Source organism: Pseudomonas sp. Marseille-Q7302 (assembly GCF_965111925.1).
In genome coordinates, this window is record NZ_CBCOPK010000001.1 from 3927498 (window position 1) to 3944281 (window position 16784).

At 64.0% G+C, this 16784-nt stretch carries 17 protein-coding genes; 8 read left to right on the forward strand and 9 right to left on the reverse strand.

The window, feature by feature from the left end:
• Nucleotides 1-204 precede the first annotated feature (204 nt).
• Both ffh and ACWPW1_RS18325 read right to left on the reverse strand, forming a co-directional pair.
• The gene (gene ffh / locus ACWPW1_RS18320; protein ID WP_059316052.1) at nucleotides 205-1584 is read right to left on the reverse strand and encodes a signal recognition particle protein; all 1380 of its coding nucleotides are present in this window, start codon (nucleotides 1582-1584) and stop codon (nucleotides 205-207) included.
• Nucleotides 1585-1759: 175 nt separating this feature from the next.
• The gene (locus tag ACWPW1_RS18325; protein ID WP_108582491.1) at nucleotides 1760-1846 is read right to left on the reverse strand and encodes a small membrane protein YohP; all 87 of its coding nucleotides are present in this window, start codon (nucleotides 1844-1846) and stop codon (nucleotides 1760-1762) included.
• 157 nt (nucleotides 1847-2003) lie between these two features.
• Here ACWPW1_RS18325 and ACWPW1_RS18330 point away from each other — a divergent pair, with 157 nt between their 5' ends.
• Nucleotides 2004-2804: a cytochrome C assembly family protein gene (locus tag ACWPW1_RS18330; RefSeq protein WP_059316053.1), complete on the forward strand. Its 801-nt coding sequence runs from the start codon at nucleotides 2004-2006 to the stop codon at nucleotides 2802-2804.
• Between the two features lie 188 nt (nucleotides 2805-2992).
• Nucleotides 2993-4297 (forward strand): MFS transporter, encoded by a 1305-nt coding sequence (locus ACWPW1_RS18335; protein WP_059316054.1) that lies wholly within the window; start codon nucleotides 2993-2995, stop codon nucleotides 4295-4297.
• Between the two features lie 59 nt (nucleotides 4298-4356).
• Here the strand turns inward: ACWPW1_RS18335 and purT are convergent, their stop codons facing one another.
• From purT to ACWPW1_RS18350, 3 genes are all read right to left on the reverse strand, one after another.
• Nucleotides 4357-5538: a formate-dependent phosphoribosylglycinamide formyltransferase gene (gene purT / locus ACWPW1_RS18340; protein ID WP_059316055.1), complete on the reverse strand. Its 1182-nt coding sequence runs from the start codon at nucleotides 5536-5538 to the stop codon at nucleotides 4357-4359.
• Nucleotides 5539-5559: 21 nt separating this feature from the next.
• Nucleotides 5560-5757, reverse strand: coding sequence for a DUF1289 domain-containing protein (locus ACWPW1_RS18345; protein ID WP_454253620.1), 198 nt, complete (start codon nucleotides 5755-5757; stop codon nucleotides 5560-5562).
• A gap of 77 nt (nucleotides 5758-5834) precedes the next feature.
• The gene (locus ACWPW1_RS18350; RefSeq protein ID WP_454253621.1) at nucleotides 5835-6422 is read right to left on the reverse strand and encodes a CoA pyrophosphatase; all 588 of its coding nucleotides are present in this window, start codon (nucleotides 6420-6422) and stop codon (nucleotides 5835-5837) included.
• Nucleotides 6423-6549: 127 nt separating this feature from the next.
• Here ACWPW1_RS18350 and ACWPW1_RS18355 point away from each other — a divergent pair, with 127 nt between their 5' ends.
• Together ACWPW1_RS18355 and ACWPW1_RS18360 are read left to right on the forward strand one after the other, a co-directional pair.
• Nucleotides 6550-7104: an NUDIX hydrolase gene (locus tag ACWPW1_RS18355; RefSeq protein WP_454253622.1), complete on the forward strand. Its 555-nt coding sequence runs from the start codon at nucleotides 6550-6552 to the stop codon at nucleotides 7102-7104.
• Nucleotides 7105-7190: 86 nt separating this feature from the next.
• A complete protein-coding gene (locus ACWPW1_RS18360; RefSeq protein WP_423815097.1) occupies nucleotides 7191-7664 on the forward strand; it encodes a L,D-transpeptidase family protein in 474 nt (157 codons plus the stop codon).
• 239 nt (nucleotides 7665-7903) lie between these two features.
• Here ACWPW1_RS18360 and ACWPW1_RS18365 read toward each other — a convergent pair whose 3' ends face one another.
• From ACWPW1_RS18365 to ACWPW1_RS18380, 4 genes are read right to left on the reverse strand one after another with little or no spacing between them, the layout of a single operon-like run.
• Complete coding sequence (locus ACWPW1_RS18365; protein ID WP_059316060.1) at nucleotides 7904-9058, reverse strand: ABC transporter ATP-binding protein; 1155 nt, start codon at nucleotides 9056-9058, stop codon at nucleotides 7904-7906.
• Nucleotides 9059-9068: 10 nt separating this feature from the next.
• The gene (locus tag ACWPW1_RS18370) at nucleotides 9069-9728 is read right to left on the reverse strand and encodes an ABC transporter permease (protein ID WP_059316061.1); all 660 of its coding nucleotides are present in this window, start codon (nucleotides 9726-9728) and stop codon (nucleotides 9069-9071) included.
• Between the two features lie 3 nt (nucleotides 9729-9731).
• Nucleotides 9732-10634, reverse strand: a complete 903-nt coding sequence (locus ACWPW1_RS18375; RefSeq protein ID WP_313648268.1) for a glycine betaine ABC transporter substrate-binding protein — start codon at nucleotides 10632-10634, stop codon at nucleotides 9732-9734.
• Between the two features lie 9 nt (nucleotides 10635-10643).
• Nucleotides 10644-11354 (reverse strand): ABC transporter permease, encoded by a 711-nt coding sequence (locus tag ACWPW1_RS18380; RefSeq protein WP_454253623.1) that lies wholly within the window; start codon nucleotides 11352-11354, stop codon nucleotides 10644-10646.
• Between the two features lie 719 nt (nucleotides 11355-12073).
• On the opposite strand from ACWPW1_RS18380, the gene ACWPW1_RS18385 reads away from it, so the two are divergent.
• The 4 genes from ACWPW1_RS18385 to ACWPW1_RS18400 all read left to right on the forward strand — a co-directional run bounded on the left by ACWPW1_RS18385 (nucleotide 12074) and on the right by ACWPW1_RS18400 (nucleotide 16778).
• On the forward strand, nucleotides 12074-12265 hold the full coding sequence (locus ACWPW1_RS18385; protein ID WP_156428972.1) for a hypothetical protein: 192 nt from the start codon (nucleotides 12074-12076) through the stop codon (nucleotides 12263-12265).
• A 310-nt stretch (nucleotides 12266-12575) separates the two neighbouring features.
• Nucleotides 12576-13625, forward strand: a complete 1050-nt coding sequence (locus ACWPW1_RS18390; RefSeq protein ID WP_454253624.1) for a glycoside hydrolase family 5 protein — start codon at nucleotides 12576-12578, stop codon at nucleotides 13623-13625.
• 297 nt (nucleotides 13626-13922) lie between these two features.
• Entirely contained in the window at nucleotides 13923-15098 is a 1176-nt protein-coding gene (locus tag ACWPW1_RS18395; protein WP_454253625.1) for an acyltransferase family protein, read from the forward strand.
• Nucleotides 15099-15194: 96 nt separating this feature from the next.
• Nucleotides 15195-16778 carry a peptide chain release factor 3 gene (locus tag ACWPW1_RS18400; RefSeq protein WP_059316066.1) on the forward strand — a complete coding sequence of 528 codons (1584 nt, stop codon included), beginning with the start codon at nucleotides 15195-15197 and terminating at the stop codon, nucleotides 16776-16778.
• Nucleotides 16779-16784 lie beyond the last annotated feature (6 nt).

Genomic DNA, 16784 nt, shown 5'->3' on the forward strand with positions numbered 1-16784 from the left:
GGCCACATGGCCCGAAAGGCCGCATATTCTAAGGGCTGCCACCCTTTTTGCCAATGGCTTTTGACGGCACTTCCGGCATCGGGGCGGACTGAAGGCTCGGACAACGGCGCCGAGCCACTCGCGAAGGCGCATCAATACTGGTGCCACTGCCCTTCGCAGAGTTCTTTCCAGGGCCGACCGTCTGGCGACGGGCGGCACCGGGGATCACATCTTGGGCATGCCACCGCCGGGCAACATGCTGCCCATGCCGCGCATCATCTTGGCCATGCCGCCCTTGGCGGTGACCTTTTTCATCATCTTCTGCATCTGCTTGTGCTGCTTGATGAGACGACCGACGTCCTGCACCTGGGTACCCGAACCCAACGCGATGCGTTTCTTGCGCGAGCCGCTGATCATCTCCGGATCACGGCGCTCGGCCGGGGTCATGGAGTCGATGATGGCTTCCATCTGCTTGAAGTGCTTTTCCGCCGCGCCCTGGGCATTGCCCATCTGCTGGATGTTCATGCCACCCATCATGGTCGGCAGCTTGTCCATCAGCGAACCCAGGCCGCCCATGTTTTTCATCTGGCGCAGCTGGTCGCGGAAATCCTCGAGATCGAAGCCCTTGCCCTTCTTGAGCTTCTTGGCCAGCTTGTCGGCCTTTTCCCGATCCAGGGTCTGCTCGGCCTGCTCGATCAGCGAGAGGACGTCACCCATGCCAAGGATGCGCGAGGCGACACGGTCAGGGTGGAAAGGATCGAGGGCTTCGCTCTTCTCGCCCATGCCGATGAACTTGATCGGCTTGCCGGTGATGTGGCGAACCGACAGGGCGGCACCACCACGGGCGTCACCGTCGACCTTGGTCAGGATCACGCCGGTGAGCGGCAGGGCATCGTTGAAGGCCTTGGCGGTGTTGGCGGCGTCCTGGCCGGTCATGGCATCGACCACGAACAGGGTCTCGGCCGGCTTGGTGGCGGCGTGGACCTGCTGGATCTCCGCCATCATCTCGCTATCGATGTGCAGACGACCGGCGGTATCGACGATGACCACGTCGATGAACTTCAGCTTGGCTTCGCGGATGGCGGCCTGGGCGATATCCACCGGCTTCTGACTGATGTCGGAGGGGAAGAAGGTGACCCCCACCTCCCCGGCCAGGGTTTCCAGCTGCTTGATCGCGGCCGGACGATAGACGTCGGCGGAAACGACCATGACGGTCTTCTTCTTGCGCTCCTTGAGGAAGCGCGCCAGCTTGCCCGCGGTGGTGGTCTTGCCCGCACCCTGCAGACCAGCCATGAGGATGACTGCCGGTGGCGCCACGTTGAGCGCCAGGTCTTCGTTGGCCGCGCCCATGATGGCTTCCAGCTCGGCGCGAACGATCTTCACGAAGGCCTGGCCCGGGGTCAGGCTCTTGGATACCTCGGTACCGACCGCCCGCTCCTTGACCCGGTTGACGAACTCCTTGACCACCGGCAAGGCGACGTCCGCCTCGAGCAGCGCCATGCGCACCTCGCGCAGGGTGTCCTTGATGTTGTCTTCGGTGAGCTTGGCCTTGCCGGTAATGTGGCGCAGGCTTTGGGACAGGCGGTCTGTGAGATTCTCGAACATGCGGACATCCAGGGCAGAAACGGCGGCTGACCGACAAGTATAACGAAAGAGCGCCGCGCCAGGGATAGCCGCTGGGGCCTGTACCGCGTGAATCCGTCAGCAGTGCCCGCGTCGACGAGAAGCCGCGGAAAGGAAGACAGGCACCGGCGCCAAGGCCGGTACCCGAGGGATGGGGTCAGAAAATCAGCGAGAAGATGCCGATAACCACCACCAGGCCGATCAGAAAAATGATGCCCATGGTACCGCCGAGAAATTTAAGCATGGTCGCGACCTCTTCAAGATATGTACCTCATGGGACCATCCATTGGCGGCCAGGGTTCGGCCGGGTTGCCCGACAGGCGCCAGGGCGCGCCTCAGACTTTCTGTGCCGCCCTGTCTGTGCCACACTCGCCTGCTTTCCGCCCTGCTGAAACCGGACCATGCACGCCCTGCTGCCCACCCTTTTGGCCGCCGCCCTCTATCTGCTCGCGACCCTCTACCAGGGCAGTTGCCTGCTGCGCAAACAGCCATCGAGCAAGCCCCTGGTCCTGGGCGCCGGCATCCTGGCCCTGCTGCCTCACGCCCTGGCTGTCTACCTGCAGCTGATCCTCGAACCGACCCTGAGCCTGGATTTCTTCGACGCCTCCAGCCTCATTTCGGCGACTGCCATCGCGCTCATGCTGATCGGCTGCCTGCGCATGCCGCTGCAACCGCTGCTGGTGTTGATCTATCCCCTGGGTGCGGTGACCGCGCTGCTGGCCGAGTTCGTGCCGCCCGGCACGGTCACGCCGCTGGACGTATCGCCCAAGATCGTCGTGCACGTACTGCTGTCGATCATCGCCTATGGTCTCTTCACCCTGGCGGTGCTGCAGTCCTGCCTGGTGCTGTTGCAGAACCATCAACTCAAGAACAAGCACCCCTCGGGACTGATCCGCAGTTTTCCGCCGCTACAGACCATGGAAAGCCTGCTGTTCGGCTTTCTCTGGGCTGGCTGGGTGGTGCTGTCACTGGCGCTGATCTCCGGCTGGTTCTTTGTCGAGGATATGTTCGCCCAGCACCTGATCCACAAGACGGTGCTCTCCTGCATCGCCTGGGTGGTGTTCGGCATCCTGCTGTGGGGCCGCCATCGCCTGGGCTGGCGCGGCCATACGGCGATCCGCTGGACGCTGCTGGGCTTCATCCTGCTGATGCTGGCCTACTTCGGTAGCAAGCTGGTGCGGGAATTCATCCTGCATCGTTGACAGTCGTCATTCCGCTACCTGCATAATCAGGCGACCGAACCACGTTCGGCGCGACCCGGCCAACAGCCAGGTCGCGCCCGGCACGTCATAACAGGTCGTCACGCCCGTCCCCACCCTCGGACAGCCGCTGCCCCATCGGGCCGCTCCGGCAGACGCCTCCTACAAGAACGACTGCCCGGTACCTCTGCATGTCCACGACCGCTGCCGCCTTCGACGCGCCCACCTCCGTGCCGCGCAACTCTCCCACCCGCGTGGCCACCGCCAGTTTCATCGGCACCGCCATCGAGTTCTACGATTTCTATGTCTATGCCACGGCTGCGGCCCTGGTGATCGGCCCGGTGTTCTTTCCCCAGGGCGCGGGCATGGCCCAGACCCTCAGCGCCTTCATCACCTTTGGCATCGCCTTCCTGGCGCGCCCCCTGGGTTCGCTGCTGTTCGGCCACTTCGGCGACCGCATCGGCCGCAAGTCCACCCTGGTGGCCTCGCTGCTGCTGATGGGTATCTCCACCACCCTGATCGGCCTCCTGCCCGGCTACGCCAGCATCGGCGTCTGGGCGCCCATCCTGCTGTGTCTGCTGAGATTCGGCCAGGGCCTGGGACTGGGTGGCGAATGGGGCGGGGCGGCGCTGCTGGCCACCGAGAACGCCCCGCCCGGCAAGCGCGCCTGGTTCGGCATGTTCCCCCAGCTCGGCCCCTCCATCGGCTTCCTCATGGCCAACGGCCTGTTCCTGGCCCTGGCGCTGCTGCTGGACGACGAGCAGTTCCGCGCCTGGGGCTGGCGCATTCCCTTCCTGCTCAGCGCGCTGCTGGTGGTGGTCGGCCTCTATGTGCGGCTGTCGCTGCACGAGACACCGGTGTTCGCCGAGGCCATGGCCCGCCGCGAGAAACTGCGCCTACCCATGGTCGAGACCTTCGGCAAGCACGGCAAGGCGGTGCTGCTGGGCGCCCTGAGCATGGTGGTGTGCTACGCCCTCTTCTACATCTCCACGGTGTTCTCGCTGAGCTACGGAGTGAAGAATCTCGGCTACAGCCGGCAGGAATTCCTCGGCCTGCTGTGCATCGCGGTGCTGTTCATGGCCCTGGCCACGCCGCTGTCGGCCTGGCTGGCCGATCGCTTCGGGCGCAAGCCGGTGCTGGCGGTGAGCGCCATCGCCGCGCTGCTGTCCGGCTTTGCCATGGAGCCGCTGCTGACCCACGGCTCCAGCCAGGCGGTGGGCCTGTTCCTGGCGCTGGAGCTGTTCCTGATGGGCATGACCTTCGGCCCCATGGGCGCCCTGCTGCCGGAAATCTTCCCGACCCGGGTACGCTATACCGGCGCCTCGGCCGCCTATAACCTGGGCGGCATCCTTGGCGCGTCGCTAGCGCCCTATGCCGCGCAGCAACTGGTGGAAGCGGGCGGCCTGAGCTGGGTGGGCGGCTACGTCTCGGCGGCGGCGGCCATCAGCCTGCTGGCGGTGCTCTGCATGCGCGAGACGCGCGACCAGTCGCTGTAGATTGTCTAGCCAATAAAAAAGGGCCCCGCGGGGCCCTTTTTCGTGGCGCGCAGTCGGCGTTACAGCTCGACCTTTACCGCCTGGGAAGCACGCACGGCCTTGGCCCGCGCAGCCTCGATGCTTTCGTCCCGAGCCAGTGCCACCCCCATGCGCCGCTGCCCCTTGACCTCGGGCTTGCCAAACAGGCGCAGCGCGGTATCGGGTTCGGCCAGAGCCGCGCCCAGATTGGCGAAGGCGGTCTGGCGCGACTCGCCATCCACCAGGATCACCGCCGAGGCCGAAGGGCCGAACTGGCGGATGGTGGGGATCGGCAGGCCGAGAATGGCGCGGGCATGCAGGGCGAATTCGGACAGGTCCTGGGAGATCAGGGTCACCAGGCCGGTGTCGTGAGGGCGCGGCGAGACCTCGCTGAACCAGACCTGGTCGCCCTTGACGAACAGCTCCACGCCGAACAGGCCGCGACCACCCAGGGCCTCGGTGACGGCGCGGGCGACCCGCTCGGATTCGGCCAGGGCCTTGTCGCTCATGGCCTGGGGCTGCCAGGACTCGTGGTAGTCGCCCTTGACCTGGCGATGACCCACCGGCGCGCAGAAGGCGGTACCGCCGACATGACGCACGGTCAGCAGGGTGATCTCGTAGTCGAAGTCGACGAAGCCCTCGACGATCACCCGGCCCTTGCCCGCCCGTCCGCCTTCCTGGGCGTATTGCCAGGCGGCCTGCAGCTCATCGGCGCTGCGCAGCAGGCTCTGGCCCTTGCCGGAAGAGCTCATGATCGGCTTGACCACGCAGGGATAGCCCAGCGCCTCGGCGGCGGCGGCGTAGTCTTCGTAGGTATCGGCGAAATGATAGGGCGAGGTGGGCAGGCCGAGTTCCTCGGCGGCCAGGCGACGGATGCCTTCGCGATTCATGGTCAGCTGGGCCGCGCGGGCGGTGGGCACCACGGTATAGCCCTCGCCTTCCAGCTCCACCAGGGTGGCGGTGGCGATGGCCTCGATCTCCGGCACGATGAAGTGCGGCTGCTCACGCTCGATCACCGCACGCAGGGCGGCGCCGTCGAGCATGTCGATGACGTGGCTGCGGTGGGCGACCTGCATGGCCGGGGCATCGGCATAGCGGTCCACGGCGATGACTTCGACGCCCAGGCGCTGCAGTTCGATGACGACTTCCTTGCCCAGTTCGCCGGAGCCGCAGAGCAGCACGCGGGTGGCGCTGGGGGACAGGGGGGTACCGATACGGGGCATGACAGATCTCTCCGGCTGATATCAGGTCAGGAAGGCCGCACCGCCCGCCCGCGCACGCTCGTCGCAGCGCAGCAGCACCTCGCGGCGCTCGCTGTCGCTCATGGACATCCAGCGGGTGATCTCGGCGGCGCTGCGTTGGCAGCCGATGCAGATGTCCTGTTCGTCCAGGGCACAGACATGGACGCAGGGCGAACGCACGGGTGAATCGGCGGTGTTCATGCGGCTTCCCTCGAATGGCCGCGCATTGTGCCCGTTAATACCCGACTTGGCATGTGCCTTTACCTTGTCGATGCCGCTCAATCCCGCTTGGGCGGTGCCTTGAGCTTGATCCCGGCGTCGTACAGCAGGTTGACCAGTTCGACGATGATCACCGCCGTCAGCCCCCAGATGCGGTGCTCGCCATACTGATAGCTGGGCACCTGCCAGCGCAGGCCAGCGTGGTCGACCCTGAGGGTGTAGTCCGGCGGCACCTCGCAAAAGAACTGCAGGGGCACGGTGAAGATCGCGGCGATCTCTGCTTCGCTGGGAATGTATTCGAGCTGATCGGGAATCAGGGCGACGATGGGCGTCACCGCCAGCCCATAGCGTGACACCAGCGGGCTCAGCGGGGCGATCACCTCTACCAGACCGGGCGGCAGGCCGACCTCTTCCTGGGCCTCGCGCAGCGCGGTGGCGACCAGGTCGGCGTCCTCGGGATCGCGGCGACCACCGGGCAGGGCCACCTCTCCGCCATGGGTGGACAGGTTGCTGGCCCTCAGGGTGAGCAGCAACTCGGGATGCTCGCCGCGGATGATGGGCACCAGCACCGCCGCTTCCCGATAGTTCTCGGTGCCGCTCAGGGTGCGCGGCTGATAGTGACACAGGCGCTGGAGCAACTCATCCACGCCGGAATTCTCCCTTGGTCATCGTATCCTCCGGATCATGGCACGCCCGCCGGGCAATCCCAAGCCCAGCCATCGCTTGCGGCTCCCGGGATCACCCCGGCACACTGCAGCAAAACGAGGATAAGCCATGAAGCATTGCAACCACTGCGGCGGACTGCTGGAAGAGCGCATTCCTGCGGGCGACAACCGGATGCGCCTGGTCTGCAGCCAGTGCGGCGCGGTGCATTACCAGAATCCGCGGGTGGTGGCCGGCTGCCTGGCGACCTGGGAAGGCCGGGTGCTGCTCTGCCAGCGCGCCATCGAGCCGCGACGCGGCTACTGGACGCTGCCGGCGGGTTTCATGGAGAACGGCGAGACCACGTTTGAGGCCGCGGCCCGCGAAACCTTCGAGGAAGCCGGCGCCCAGGTGCGAGGCCTGGAGCTCTATACGCTCTTCGATCTGCCGCACATCGATCAGATCTACATGCTGTTCCGCGCCGAACTGGTCGACGGACGCTTCGGCGTCGGCGAGGAGAGCCTGGACGTACGCCTTCTGGACGAAGCCGACATCCCCTGGTCGTCTCTGGCTTTTCCGACCATCAAGCGAACACTAGAATGCTTTTTCGCTGACCGCCGTCAGGGCGACTTTCCGCTGCGCCATGAGGGCATGGCACCCATGGTGGTCGAGCGCAAGCCTGCCTGAGCCTTTCCGAGGATCTTCCCGACATGCGTCCGTTGCACCTGTTGTTGGCGCTCTGCTATGTGCTGTGCGGTTCGTTGCTTCCCCAGTTGGCTCAAGCCAGCACCAGCGTCACGGTGATCCGCCAGCCGGCCGCGCCGTTGATCGACAAGGTGCTGGTGATCAAGTCGCGCAATCAGTTGCAGCTGCTCAGCGGCAATACCGTGATGAAGTCCTATCGCGTCTCGCTGGGCAAGAATCCCCGCGGCCCCAAGCTGCGCGAGGGCGACCAGCGCACGCCGGAAGGCTTCTACTGGATCGACTGGCGCAAGACCAGCGACAAGTTCAACCTGGCCATGCACATCTCCTATCCCAACCGGGAGGATCTGGCCCGCGCACGCCAGGCTGGCGTGCCCCCCGGCAGCATGATCATGCTGCATGGCACGCCCATCGACGAGGAATACCCCGAGTGGTATTTCAACTCGCTGAACTGGACCAATGGCTGCGTCGCGCTGACCAACCACGATATGCGCGAGGTCTGGGGCCTGGTCAAGGATGGCACCATGATCGAGATCCGCCCCTGAGAGCCTATCCAAAGGCTGCTACGCGTCGGCCAAACCGCGTTGAAGAGGCCCTGGGTCGCCAGCCCGACCTGGGCGGCCCCGTCGCAACGCTCATCTACCCTTCGTAAACTCGCGCGCGAGCCCGGTCGAGCGCGAGTCCGATCCGCTTCCTCAGGTGTCTTCGCGGGGCCGCCCAGGCCTTGTTTGGCTCTAGCTCGCGAGCCTTTGAACAGACTCCGCGCCGATAGGCTTCCCCTGCCCTACCCCGCCACCTGCTCCGCGGGCGAGACGATGCTGGTCTTGCCCCGCGAACGGCCGCTGCTCAGGTAGTCCGCGATGGATTCCTGGGTGACTTCGCCGAGGAAGTCGTTGTCGGCGCTGAGTACCGGCAGCCAGGAAGTGTTGAACTGGTACATGCGTGACAGCAGGATGCGCAGGTGCTCGTCGAAGGCCGCGGTCGCCTTGAACGGGGTGACGAAGGGCGCGACCGGACCGCTCTGACCGCGCAGGTCACGGCGCCGCACATAGCCCAGCCCCTTGTTGGCCGCATCGGTCACCACTAGGTAGCGGCGGTCGTGCTCTTCCATCAACTCCACGGCGTCGCCGATCAGGGTCTCGGCCTGGATGGCGGGTGCATTGTCGGCGGCGTCTTCGGCGCGGATCAGCAGCAGACGCTTGAGGGTGCTGTCCTGACCGACGAAGTTGCTGACGAAGTCATCCTTGGGGTGCGCCAGCAGGGTGTCCGGATGATCGAACTGCACCAGGCGCCCGCCGCGGAAAACGGCGATCTTGTCGCCCAGGCGGATGGCCTCGTCGATATCGTGGCTGACCATGATCACCGTCTTGTTCAGCGCCCGCTGCATCTGGAAGAACTCGTTCTGGATGGCGTCGCGGTTGATCGGATCCACCGCGCCGAAGGGTTCGTCCATCAACAACAGCGGCGCCTCGGCTGCCAGGGCGCGAATCACGCCGATGCGCTGCTGCTGGCCGCCGGACAGCTCGCGTGGATAGCGCGAGAGGTACTGCTTGGGTTCGAGCTGCACCATGCTCATCAGCTCGGTGGCGCGCTCGCGGCACTTCTTCTTGTCCCAGCCCAGCAGCTTGGGCACCACGGTGATGTTTTCCTCGATGGTCATGTTGGGAAACAGGCCGATCTGCTGGATCACGTAGCCGATATGCCGCCGCAGGGTCACCTCGTCGATGCCGGTGGTGTCCTCGCCATTGATCAGCACCCGCCCCGAGGTGGGCTCGATGAGGCGGTTGATCATCTTCAGGGTGGTGGTCTTGCCGCAGCCGGAGGGGCCCAGGAAGACACAGATCTGGCCTTCTTCGACGGTGAGGCTTACGGCATCCACCGCGGTCACGTCCTTGCCATGCTGCTTGAAGGTCTTGGTCAGGCGGTCGAGTTCGATCATCTGGGATTCCTTAATGAGCGCTGCGCAGGCCGCGCGGAGTGAGGCGACGTTGCAGCCACTGCAGGACGAGGTCGGCGACGATGGCCAGCAGACTGACCAGCACGGCACCGACGATGAGCGTGGCCATGTCACTGCGGCTGATGGAGGTAAGGATGAGCACCCCCAGGCCACCGGCGCCGATGGTGGCGGCGATGGTCATGACGCCGATGTTCATGACCACGGCGGTGCGCACTCCGGCGAGGATCACCGGCAGGGCAATGGGCAGTTCGACCATGCGCAGGCGCTGCCAGAAGGTCATGCCGATGCCGGCACCCGCCTCGCGAATGCCCGGCTCGACGCTAGTCAGCGCCAGGTAGGTATTCCTCAGAATCGGCAGCAGCGAGTAGAGAAAGACCGCGGTGATGGCCGGCAGCGGACCGAGCCCCTGGCCGAACTTGGAATAGAACGGCAGCAAGAGGCCGAACAGAGCGATGGACGGCACCGTCATGACCACCGTGGCCAGCGCCTGCAGGGGACCGGCCAGCCAGGGATAGCGGGTCATGAGGATGCCCAGGGGTACCCCCACCAGGATCGCCAGGGTCACGGCGATGCCTACCAGGGTGATGTGCTGGCGGGTCAGCTCGAGTACCTGCAGCCAGTCGATATGATTGAAGGAGGTGACGAAATCCATGGGTCATTGCCCTCCGCTTAGAGGGTGCTGGGCGAGGAAATCGCGGGCCACCTGGGCCGGCGTCTGTCGCTCGATGTCCACCTTGGCATTGAGCTGGCGCATGGTGGCCTGGTCCAGGCTTTCGGCCAGGGGCTTGAGCAACGCGGCGAGATCGGGATGCTTCGCCAGGTACCGGGCGTTGACCACCGGCGCTGCGGTGTAGTCGGGGAAATAGCCCTTGTCATCCTCCAGCACCTTGAGCTTGAAGGCATCCAGGCGGCCATCGGTGGTGTAGACGAGGCCCGTGAATACCTGGCCATTGCGCAGGGCGGTGTAGACCAGCCCTGGATCCATCTGACGGATGTCGTCGCGGGTGTACTTCAGCCCATAGGCCTTCACCAGCCCGGCGAGGCCGTCGGAGCGATTGGCGAATTCAATGTCCAGGGCCGTCAGGTGCTGCTTGCCGGCTTCGGCTTCGAGCAGCCGGGCCAGGTCACTGATACTGTTCAGCTCGGGATGCTGCTGGGCGACCTTTTCCGGCAACGCCAGCGCATAGGTGTTGTTGAAGCGGGTGGGGGCGAGCCAGGCCAGGCCGACCTTGGCGTCCAGCTGCTTGACTCGCTGGTAGGAGGCGTCCTTGTCCAGGCGCTCGGTGACGTGGTTGTAGGCGACCAGCGAGGTACCGGTGTATTCCCAGGTGAGGTCGAGCTGGGCGTTCTTCACACCGTTCCAGGCGATGGTGCTGCCCAGACCACCGACGATCTCCGGCTGATAGCCGTGCTGGGCCAAATACTGGCCGGTGAGTTCGCCAAGGATGGCCTGCTCGGTAAAGACCTTGGCACCGATGCGGATCGGGTCGGCCTGGGCAGTACTGGCCAGGATGAGACCGAACCAGGCCGCGCCGAGGGCGATAAGCAACTTTTTCATCTCGTCTCCTTAGCGGGCCAGGCCGCGTTCCAGCCAAAGGCGGCTGGCGAGCAGCACCAGACCGTCGAGCAGCAGCGCCAGCAGCGCGGTGGCAGCGGCACCCAGCAGCAGCTGGGGCTGGTTCTCCAGGGCAATGGCGGGAAAGATCAGGCTGCCCAGGCTGTTGGCGCCGATCAGGAATACCAGTGGCGTGGTACCGACGTTGATCGCCAGGGCAACCCGCACCCCGCCGATGATGATGGGTACCGCATTGGGCAGCTCCACCTTGGTCAGCACCTGGGTAGGCGTCATGCCGATGCCGGTGGCGGCCTCCTTGAGCGAGCCCGGTACGTTCTTCAGGCCCTCGTAGGTGTTACGCACGATGGGCAGCAGCGAGGCGAGAAACAGTGCCAGGATCGCGGGACCGTCACCGATGCCGACGATGCCCAGGGCGATGGCCAGCACCGCCAGCGGCGGCACGGTATTGCCGATGTTGAACACCTGCATGAAGCGTTCGGCACTACGGGCGAAGCGGGGCCGACTGAGCATTACCCCGGCCGGTATGCCCACCAGCAGGGCGAGAACCATGGAGACGGCCACCAGGTAGAGGTGAGCCTGGAGATAGAACAGCAGATCCACGCGATAGGTACCGAGGGTATCCCTACCGATCCAGTGCACCAGCAGTGCCAGGATCACCACTCCCACGGCCGTGCCGAGCAGGAGGGTCTTGAACTTCGCCATGTCAGGCTCCTTCAACGAGCGGACAGGCCGCATGCCTTCCGATTGCGGACCTCGCGACAGGAGCGAGGCGCAGGACGGCTGTCCGGGTTCAAGGTCGAGACACAGCAGGGCATGGCGGGTATGCCGGCTGGACCAACGGGGCACTGCGGATCTCGGATCTGCCTAGCCCTTGGGTGTCGCTCCCTGGGGAACGACATGGCGCCTTGCCTCGACCGAAGAGATTGACGCCCATCGCAGTCGATAGTTCGTCAGCTCCTTTTCAGGCTAACCCAATAGACTCACTCAATGTCAACCCGTTGGCGATAACCGCTTCGCTTGAGCTCCAAAAACGCCTGAATGAAGGGCTTCGCGTGATCCCGGCAACAGGAGCCCGATCTAGAGCGGCCGGCCAGTTTGTGACAATAAATTTAATGCTCTGACTGTTAGCCAGCTGGCAAGACACGCAAGACATCCATCACAACTTCCCGGGCAACCCGCTTCGGTTTCGTGGAAGAGCACACAGGCAAGGTGACGTATGGTCATCCCTGAAACATCTTTCTGTGAGCCAGTGCGGCGCCGAGCGTTTGACAGCCCTTTATCATTCTGACGAGTGGCTGACGCTTTGAGGGAACATTCAGCCCAACCAAGGTCCATAGGTGGCCCAGTGATAGCACCAAGTGTCGTTTCTGGTACCGCTATAAAAACAGACTATTCATCGAGCTAACTTCAAAGGGAACGTTATGAATGACATGACGGCTTGTGCATCGTTGGACTCCGCTACTCTGTCTTCTGCCCCCGTCCTGCTGCTGCAACCCAAAGTGGAAAATTGGGTGGTGGTGTATGCGCACGGTGGCCTGATCGCCGACTTCGATGACGAGGCTTCAGCCCGCCGCGAAGCCGAGCAGTGGGCTGGAATCTGCCTGCGTCGCTAAAGACCGCTATCGGATGACCTGCCTGCGCCGTCAACGGACGGAAAAGCAGTCACAGGCAGCTCATCACTCGCCACAGCGCTCTCCCCTCTTAGTAGTAGCTTGCCCGCTAGGCGACCCACCGCCGGGGTCCATGCTGCCCAGGCTTTACCCAGCTCGCATTTCCAACGCTTTCGTCCGGCCGTAACGTTGTCTGGCGCACCTTCTGAGCGTTGCGCTGCAACTTCCCTGCGACTCTTCAGGCCTCATGGCGGATCGGGCATTCGCTGCCCGTCATTCCTACCGTCTGCCGTCACTGTCCGGGACCTTGCCGATGACGTTACGCCTGAAACTCGCCTGCACCGCCTTATTCGTCCTTCTCTCCTGCCTGGTGACCGCGCCGGCCGCCCAGGCCGAGCCTGGCGATTTCCCCACCGACCTGGTCGGACTGAATTTTTCCGGAGCCGGCTTCGCTCCCCACGTGTTGCCGGGCAAACCCGGGACCAACTACTTCTTCCCCGACGCCGGTCATTACCGGCGCTGGTCGGCCAAGAGCATCCGGGTGATCCGCTTCCCGGTCATCTGGGAACGTCTCCAGCCTCGCCTGGGGCAACCGCTGGATCCTGTCTATGCCAAGCTGATCGACCAGACCCTGGATCACGCCAAGCGCTATCGCATGAGCGTGATCCTGGATCTGCACAATTACATGAGATACCGCGGCCAGGTCATCGGCAGCGCGGCCGTGCCCTACCCGGCCTATGCCGATGTCCTGCGACGAATCGCCCAGCGCTGGCACGCCCATCCCGCCCTCGCTGCCTACGACATCATGAACGAGCCCCACGATGCCGTTGAGCAGTGGCCGATCGCCGCGCAGCACGGCATCGATGCAGTACGGGACGTGGATCGCGCGCGGCCGATCCTGATCGAGGGCAATGGTTGGTCCAGCAGCTATCTCTGGCCGCGCTACAACGCCAAGCTGCTCGGGCTCAAGGATCCTGCGGACAACCTGATCTATTCGGCGCACGTCTATTTCGACAATGACGGCGGTGGCAAATACCTCAGGAAGGACATGACCGACTTCGATCCGGACGTCGGCATCCGCCGGGTCGAGCCGTTCATCACCTGGCTCAAACAGCATGGCAAGCGCGGCCATATCGGCGAATTCGGCGTCCCGGACAACGACCCGCGCTGGCTGGCGGCAATGGACCGGCTGCTGGCCCGTTTGCGCAAGGAATGCATTCCGGCCATGTACTGGGCAGCCGGCCCCAACTGGGGCGATTACCCCCTGGCGATCGAGCCGGTCAAAGGCAAACCCCGCCCGCAATGGGCGGTACTGCAGAAGTACGTGAAACCTGCCGACTGCGCCGACGTAGGTCCTCGCTAAGGCGGGGCGCCCTTGGCCAAGCCAGACGGCGCCTGCTGCCACTCATCAGCGACTTGCCTAGAAATAGGTGACTCAAGTCACAAAAGTCATGGCCATGGACGGCCTGCACAGAACTTGCTGGCTCTCTGCGATCAAATTGTTACAGCAAGTAATAGTTCGACTATTAAGACGCTTGCACGATCAAGAGCTAGGATGCCATGTCACCGTTAACTTCTCCGCTCCCTCCTCTTTCCCATTCCCCTTAGCGGCAGCGCTGTCTCCGTTCGCCTCTTCCGGCTCTACCGTCAGGGAATTCCCATGGAAAGATTCGTCGCTTTGGATAGCTTTCGCGGTCTATTGGCCGTCGCCGTTGTCCTCTTCCACACCTATGTTGCTCAGGCTGCCTCGGAAAATCCGCTGATAGCCAACGCCTACCTGTTCGTCGAATTCTTCTTCGTGCTCAGTGGCTTCGTGCTGATGCACACCTACGAGACCCGCCTGCGCACCCTGGACGACTATCGCGACTTCACCATCAGTCGCTCAGCGCGCATCCTGCCGCTGCATCTGGCCATGCTCGGCCTCTATGTCCTGCTGGAAACCGGGCGACTGCTGGCGGAAAAGCTGGGCATCAGCTTCAACGATCCGGCCTTCAGCGGGGCCACCGGGCCCGAGCAATTCCTGCCCAACCTGCTGCTGCTGCAATCCTGGCTGGGGGAAGCCATCACCGGCTCCTTCAACTACCCCTCCTGGAGCATCAGCATCGAGTACTACCTCTATCTGCTGTTCGGCCTGCTGGTCCTCAAAGGCCAGGGGCACCAGCGCCAGTGGTTTCTGGTGATCGCGCTGCTGGCCTTCGTGCAGCTGCTGTTTCCCGTCCTGCCACTGAAGACCGAGATCTTTCGCGGCCTGTCGTGCTTTTTCGCCGGCACCTGCACCTATCGCCTCTATGCCTGGATGAAGACGCACAACCAGGGGCAATTCGGCGGCACCCTGCTGGAGGTAGCCTGCCTGATCGCCGCCGCGGCGGTGATGACCTCCGACCTGCCGGTGGCCAAGAAGGGGGTGCTGGCCAGCCTGGTGTTCTGCCTGACCATCCTTACCTTCGCCTTCGAGCGTGGCCTGGTCTCCAGTGTGCTGCATCAGCGTTTCTTCGTGCGCCTGGGCGTGCTGTCCTACTCCATCTACCTCTGCCACGCCGCCGTGATCTTCGTGTTCAAGAGTGCCTTCATCGTGCTGGGCAAGCTGCTGCACCAGGATCTCACGGTGGTGGCGCCCTCCCATGACGTGCCGGTGCCCTTCATGATCCGCTACATCGCCACTGGCAGCCCCGTGCTGGACAATCTGGTGGTGCTGCTGGAGCTGGGCGTGGTCTTCGCCCTGGCCTGCTTCACCCACAGATACATCGAGATCCCGGGAATCGCACTGGGCAAGCGTCTGGTACGCAAGAGACGCAACACCTCGTTCTGCGACGGCAAGATCCAGCCGCAGCCCTGACGGGTACCGCAGGCAGCCCCCGCCGAAACCGAGCCGGCGGGGGCTGCCTTCTGCTATACTCCGCCCCCACTTTTTCGTTCCCGCCCAGGTTCATCCATGACCACCCAGGCCGCCGAAGTCGCCAAGCGCCGTACCTTCGCCATCATCTCCCACCCCGACGCGGGCAAGACCACCATCACCGAGAAGTTGCTGCTGATGGGCCAGGCCATCGCCGTCGCGGGCACGGTGAAGTCGCGTAAATCCGACCGCCATGCGACCTCCGACTGGATGGAGATGGAAAAGCAGCGCGGCATCTCCATCACCACCTCGGTGATGCAGTTCCCCTACCGCGAGCACATGATCAACCTGCTCGACACCCCCGGACACGAAGACTTCTCCGAAGATACCTACCGCACCCTGACTGCGGTGGACTCGGCGCTGATGGTGCTCGATGGCGGTAAAGGCGTGGAACCCCGGACCATCGCCCTGATGGACGTCTGCCGCCTGCGCGATACTCCTATCGTCAGCTTCATCAACAAGCTCGACCGTGATATCCGCGATCCCATCGAGCTGCTCGACGAGATCGAGGCGGTGCTCAAGATCAAGGCCGCGCCCATCACCTGGCCGATCGGCAGCTACCGCGACTTCAAGGGCGTCTATCACCTCTCGGACGATCGCATCTACGTCTACACCCCCGGCCATGGCCACGAGCGCATCGCCACCAAGACCATCGACAAGCTGGATTCCGACGAAGCCCGCGCCCACCTGGGCGATCTCTACGACCGCTTCGTCGAGGAACTGGAGCTGGTGCAGGGCGCCTGCCACGAATTCGACGGCGAGGCCTTTCAGCGCGGCGAGATGACCCCGGTGTTCTTTGGTACCGCCCTGGGCAACTTCGGCGTCGACCAGGTGCTCGACGCCGTGGTCGACTGGGCACCACGCCCGCTGTCGCGCGCCGCCCACGAGCGCGTGGTAGAACCGGTGGAAGAGAAATTCTCCGGCTTCGTGTTCAAGATCCAGGCGAACATGGATCCCAAGCACCGTGACCGTATCGCTTTCATGCGCATCTGCTCGGGCAAGTACGAGAAGGGCATGAAGCTGCGCCATGTGCGCATCAAGAAGGACCTGAAGATCGCCGACGCCCTGACCTTCTTCTCCAGCGAGCGCGAGCACCTGGAAGAAGCCTTCGCCGGCGACATCATCGGTCTGCACAACCACGGCACCATCCAGATCGGCGACACCTTCACCGAAGGCGAGCTGCTGGGCTTCACCGGCATCCCGCACTTCGCCCCGGAACTGTTCCGCCGGGTGCGCCTCAAGGACCCGCTGAAATCCAAGCAGCTGCGCCAGGGTCTGCAGGAACTGGCCGAGGAAGGCGCCACCCAGGTGTTCTTCCCCGAGCGCAACAACGACATCGTGCTGGGCGCGGTGGGTGTGCTGCAGTTCGACGTGGTCGCCAGCCGCCTGAAGGAAGAGTACAAGGTGGAGTGCGCCTATGAGGCCATCAACGTCTGGTCGGCACGCTGGATCGAGTGCGACGACAAGAAGAAGCTCGAAGACTTCAAGACCAAGGCCTACGAGAACCTGGCCGTGGACGGCGGCGGGCACCTCACCTATCTGGCGCCGACCCGCGTCAACCTGGCGCTGATGGAAGAGCGCTGGCCGGAGATCAGATTCCGCGCCACCCGCGAGCACCACTAAGGGCTA